Origin of the sequence: Rhodopirellula halodulae (genome assembly GCF_020966775.1) — a bacterium.
GTDB lineage: Bacteria > Planctomycetota > Planctomycetia > Pirellulales > Pirellulaceae > Rhodopirellula > Rhodopirellula halodulae.
In genome coordinates this window covers 1-5,633 of sequence record NZ_JAJKFV010000022.1, presented here as the reverse complement: position 1 = coordinate 5,633, position 5,633 = coordinate 1, and the positions used below count along the sequence as shown (strand labels likewise).

The 5,633-nt window shown below is 58.5% G+C and carries 3 protein-coding genes; 1 reads left to right on the top strand and 2 read right to left on the bottom strand.

Annotated features, from left to right (window positions below; all coding sequences use genetic code 11):
• Window positions 1–584: 584 nt before the first annotated feature.
• Entirely contained in the window at window positions 585–1,517 is a 933-nt protein-coding gene (locus LOC70_RS12860) for a TraB/GumN family protein (protein ID WP_230253989.1), read from the bottom strand.
• A gap of 933 nt (window positions 1,518–2,450) precedes the next feature.
• Window positions 2,451–3,224: a gamma-glutamyl-gamma-aminobutyrate hydrolase family protein gene (locus tag LOC70_RS12855; RefSeq protein WP_230253988.1), complete on the bottom strand. Its 774-nt coding sequence runs from the start codon at window positions 3,222–3,224 to the stop codon at window positions 2,451–2,453.
• 746 nt (window positions 3,225–3,970) lie between these two features.
• Here LOC70_RS12855 and LOC70_RS12850 point away from each other — a divergent pair.
• The gene (locus tag LOC70_RS12850; RefSeq protein ID WP_230253987.1) at window positions 3,971–5,098 is read left to right on the top strand and encodes a 3-oxoacyl-ACP synthase III; all 1,128 of its coding nucleotides are present in this window, start codon (window positions 3,971–3,973) and stop codon (window positions 5,096–5,098) included.
• The last annotated feature ends 535 nt before the right edge of the window (window positions 5,099–5,633 follow it).

Genomic DNA, 5,633 nt, shown 5'->3' with positions numbered 1-5,633 from the left:
TTCTACGACATACTTCCTTGATGTACCTGGCATCTCTGATCCTCCTGTACGAGATGCCGAGAGCATACAAAAAGCATGACAATTAGAGATAGAGCAACTACTACGGATTGTCGCGGATCGCTCCGCGGTCATGTGTCTCGGGTGATTGGTCGAGCGATGATCCAGGCTGGTTGAAGAGATTGGTTCCACGATCAGTAGGCCATGTCTTACATGGCAGAGGGGGGAACGCAAGCGGGGCGACTACTGGCGTTTGCGCGTGTCGTAGAACAGCCAGCCTGGCTGTTGTGCAGGCGGTATTCTTAACCGGAGGGAACGCTCTGCGGCTGTGAAGTTGGTTGGGATGGAGCGTTGGTTGGCGGTCTGTGCTGGACGCTGGACCGCGGAGCGATCCGCGACAATCTGGGCCATGTCTCACATGGCGGAGGGTGAAACGCGAACGACTCGACTCGTGGTTTCGCGCGCGTGTCGTAGGACAGCCAGCTTGGCTGTTGTGCGTGCGGAATTCTCCGCCGGAGTAATGCTCTGCGGGTGTGAAGTCGGTTGGGATGGAGCGTTGGTGGTGAACTGCAATCTGCAATCTGCAATCAGTTCCTTGTCAGGTCCCAGGCGTTAGCCCATGTGGTACGGGTGGGTTTCATGCCGAATTCGTTTTCTAAGCGATCGGCCATGTCAGGAAGGTGGCCCGCTCCGTAGAAGACGGCGATGTTGTCTTTGCCTTGGTCCAATTCGTCTTTGAGAATCTCAAACGCCTTGCGGTTGCGGCCTTTGATCAACGTGTTTTCACCGTTGGCGTCATCCATGCCGGCGGTGACCAATTCGATGTCGACCAGCTGACGGGCCATGGCTTGTTTCATTTTCATCGGGCGGTCTTTGCTGAACATCGCCAGCAGCAACCCCGCGTCGCCGCCCGTTTTGGCCTGCGATGCAATCCCGGCTCCCATCATGCGAGCCACCATTTTCCAAACGCTGTCGCCGCGTTCTTCCAAGTCTTTGACAAACTCGTCCGGACTCATGTCCGCGTGACGAAAATTCTCGGCCATGTAATCGATCTTTTCGAGCTGGTACTCGAGGTTCAGCATGTCCTTCATGCCTGTTTGCACCGAGGCCAGGATGGATCGACGTTCCTCCAAGTCTTCTGGCCGAATGCGGGTGCCATCGGGAGCGACCAACTCATACAGCACCGTTTGGTACCGTGACAGTTGCTCCTTCAGTTCCGCGTAATATTCGTCTTGTCCAATGTGCACGACGCCGACCAAATCCACGATGGCTCCGTCGTACCGCGTGCCCGGTTGGCCGACGAAGCGAACGGTGGCTGTTTGCAAGGCTTGCGGTTTGCCCTCGTCTTCGTGAACGCGGACGTATGCCGGCTCTTTCGAGGCGTTTTCATCGGATGGCTCCGCCGTTTCGTTCTGCGTGGCGGAATCGGCGACCGAGGTGTCTTGAGCGGTTGTCGGGGAGGTGACCGGCGCGAGTCCGAAGAACGCTCCCAGGGCGACAGCCAGCCCGCTGGTTCGCAAACGGCGTCGCATCGAAGGCGAAACCGAGCGGATCGAGGTTCGCACGGCAGCCACCAAGTTGGAAAGAAAACGTTTCATCGAGAAGACTCGTCGGATCGGATGGAAAGTTCGGCTCCTTCACCATAGCGCCAGGAAAGCAATCCGGCAAGCAAATGGTGGGGGGGAAGGGGAAAGAGATGCAGGGCCACAGGGGAGCAGTGAGGAGGGCTGAGGGCTGAGGGCTGAGGGCGGGGCGATCGGTGACGTTCGTAGGCCATGTCTCACATGGCGGAAGGTGACATACGAGCGACTTGGTTCTCGCGAACACAGGCAACGCAACAACCTCTCTGCGTCCTACCGCCTCTGCGTCTTTGCGTTTGATTCACTCGACACTGAGGAAGCCACAGCCAAGCTGGCTGTGCTACGAACAAATGCCGCGCGAGTAACCGGAGCGAACACTCTGTGGCTGTTGGGGTGTTTGGGGTGGAGCCTGGTTGGCGGTTTGGGGTGGAACGCTGGACCGCGGAGCGATCCGCGACATTCTCGGCCCTCCGCTCTCAGTCCTCACGACTCTGTACTCAGTCCTCTCCGCTCCAACAAAAAAACCGGGCACACTCGGTGGGAGTGTGCCCGGTTGAGCTTGTCGGCCGTGACTTATCCTGTCATTTCAAATCGTGATTCCCGGAACCGTCCGTGGTTCTGATCGGCCTTCGTCCATGAAGGCGGGGGACTCCCGAGGGAGCCCCGTTCTCACCGGGTTCGCCGCATTGGGCAAACCATCCGTGCTGCCAGCCCGCCAATCCTTTGGCGGAAAACGGTTCTCGCGGGACAACCGTGGGCAGCGAACCCGGTGGGAAGGGATTGCTTCAACGATTCGTTGACGATCTCTCCGTAGGATGAATGGTGGCTCTCCCCAGAATGACTTCTGGAAACGAGTGCCTTTGGAACGGTGACTCAGGCGACCAAGCGATACGCGTCGTCGGTTTCGCCCGCGTTGGTTTCTTGGTTACGATCGCGGACCGCGTCGACGAATTCTTCGAAGATGCGAATGTCCAACGCTGATGCCGCATCGGACTCGGGGTGGAACTGGGTGCCCAACGCAAACCAATCGATCATTTCGCTTTCAATGGCTTCGATCACTCCATCGGGGCAACGTGCGGTGACGCGGAAGCCGGGGGCGACTTCATCGATCGCCATGTGGTGACGGCTGGTGACTCGGATTTCGCCGTCGCCGTAGACGCGACCGATCAAGGAATCGCTTTCGACGTTCAGCGTGTGACGATGGTTGACGTCTTGTGCGTCGAAGTGTGGCACGGCTTCGGGCAAGTCTTCTTTGATGTGCAGGAACAGGTTGCCGCCTTGTTGCACGTTGATCAATTGCATGCCAACACCAATGCCAAACACGGGCATGCGGCGTTCAGCGATCTCGGCCATCAACATGCGATCGCTGGCTTCGCGGCCGGCGTCCATTGGTTGGACGCTGGGGTGCAGCATGAATCCGTCGTTGCGGGGATCCAGGTCGCCACCACCGATGAACAAGAAACCTTCGACGGCGTCCAAGACGCGGCTGACCGATTCCTCGTCCGCTTGCGGGGGAACCAAGACGGGGACGCCACCGGCGTTGATGATGGATTGGAAATATCCAGCGGCGATGTACGCGAACGCGGGAGTGCTGCGGGCGGCGGCACGGAAATCAGCATTCAAACCAATCAATGGCTTGCGCGTCATGGGAAGATCCTCTTCGTAACAGCGTTGGATGTGAACCGCATCGGGCGAGCATCTGTCTTGGCTATCGTCAACCAAAACAAATCGAGCGAGAACTCAATCGAGGTGGCTTCGTCGTCTTGGTGCCACCTGCCGTCTCTGCAGGGATGGGGGCGACCAAGGGAAACCTTTCCAGCCTGTCTCATCATGAAACAACCTGGTCGTTTTGAGTCCCGGACTTTTCCAATGAGGTGAGTGATAAGCGGCGCGGCGACGGTGTCGCGTCTGATGGGCGGGAGATTAAGGACCGAGTTTCACAACACCAAGCAAGAACGATATCTTGTGAAAAGGTTTGCCAAAGACACTACGGGTAGTGCTAGCAATTGCGATTTTTGCTAGCAAACGCCGGAAAATCCCGTGTTTTGTCGCAGTGAACGTTGCATTCGACACTCGTTCATTCGGCCATCGGCAACGCTCAACTCGGCGCGTTCGATTTGAGTCCGACCTGGCTGATTTTGACTCAAAATGAGACGCTCGCTGTCATGGTTGAGCCGCAAGCTGACAGGTTGTCTGGTTTCCCATCAGTCGAGTTAGCGGCGGTGTGGATGCCTGTGCTGCTGGCTGTCCCGCAACGGAAGTGACGTGGCAATCGGCCCGGGAGCCCTTCATGAACGTGATTTCCAGCATCCGGGTGATTCGTGCGAAACGTCGGATTTGGTAACCTGCGGCTGCCCAAATTGACACTCCACCGGGATCCGAAGGACCATTTCGTGCACTTCTCTGACGTATCGCTGGCATCGATTGGTGTCACCATCCCCACCGCTCGCTGGACCAGCGAACAGATTGAACGCGATTTGGAACCGCTTTACACGCGTTTGAAGCTCCCTGAGGGGCGTTTGGCGATGATGAGCGGGATCGCTAGCCGCCGAGTTTGGGAGCCAGGAACGGCGCCCAGCGGCCCCAGCATTCAAAGCGGCAAGCACGCGATCGAAGCGGCTGGGATCGATCCGACCCAGATTGGTGCGCTGATTCACGCCAGCGTTTGCCGTGACTTTCTGGAGCCCGCCACGGCGTCGCGTGTGCATCACGAGTTGGGTCTTGGACCACAATGTTGGGTCTACGACGTTTCCAACGCGTGTTTGGGTGTTCTCAACGGGGCCATTCAGATCGCGACCATGATTCAGTCCGGCATGATCAAGGCCGGTTTGGTGGTTGGGACGGAAAACAGCCGTCCGCTGATGGAAGCCACGTTGGCGGCACTGAACGCGGACACCCAGCTCACACGAAAGACGGTCAAGCCAGCGTTTGCGTCCTTGACCATTGGCTCGGGCAGTTGTGCTTGGTTGCTGACGCATCGCGATTTGGCTCCCGGGGCGACTTCGTTTGCCAACGGGATCGCTCAGGCCAACACGGCGCATCACGATCTGTGCCGCAGCGATCAAGACACAGCGGGGGCAGCCATGCAGCCTTTGATGGAAACCGATTCCGAAACCTTGATGGCCGAAGGCATCGCCACGGGCGTCGCCGCGTTGTCGGATTTGTTGGCGGACTCAGGTTGGACGCGGGACGAGATCGATCGCACGGTTTGTCACCAAGTGGGTTCGAGACACCGTGTGGGCATGTTGGAAGCCATGGGGCTTCCGGAAGAACGAGACATCATCACGTTCCCGGCACTTGGCAACACGGGGTCCGTGGCGTTGCCGTTGACCGTCGCCGCCGCTGCGGCGACGGGAGAACTGCAAGGCGGCGACCGGACCGCGATGCTGGGCATCGGCTCTGGGATCAACAGCGTGATGGTGGCCGCGGATTGGGGGCAAACCCAAATCTCTGGTGAATGGTCTGGTTTATTGGATGAGCTGGCGGAACTCCGCGAACCGGAGCCCACGGTGGTGGGCTGAGGGCTGAGGGCTGAGGGCTGAGGGCTGAGGGCTGAGGGCTGAGGGCTGAGGGCTGAGGGCTGAGGGCTGAGGGCTGAGGGCTGAGGGCTGAGGGTCGAGGGTCGAGGGTCGAGGGTCGAGGGTCGAGGGTCGAGGGTCGAGGGTCGAGGGTCGAGGGTCGAGGGTCGAGGGTCGAGGGTCGCTCCGCGGTCAAGCGTGCGAGCTCGAATTGCCGATCAACATCCCATCCGAGCCAACTCATCAGCCGAAGAGTGCTTGCTCCGGTTGCTCGACGGCATTTGTTCGTAGCACAGCCAGTCTGGCTGTGTTTTCCCGGCGTCGAGTGAATCAAAAGCAAAGACGCAGAGGCGGTAGGACACAGAGAGGTTGTTGCGTTGCTTGTGTTCGCCAGAACCGAGTCGCTTGCGTTTCACCCTTCGTCATGTGGGACATGACCTACTAGTTGCTCTATCTCTAATTGTCATGCTTTTGTATGCTCTCGGCATCTCGTACAGGAGGATCAGAGATGCCAGGTACATCAAGGAAGTATGTCGTA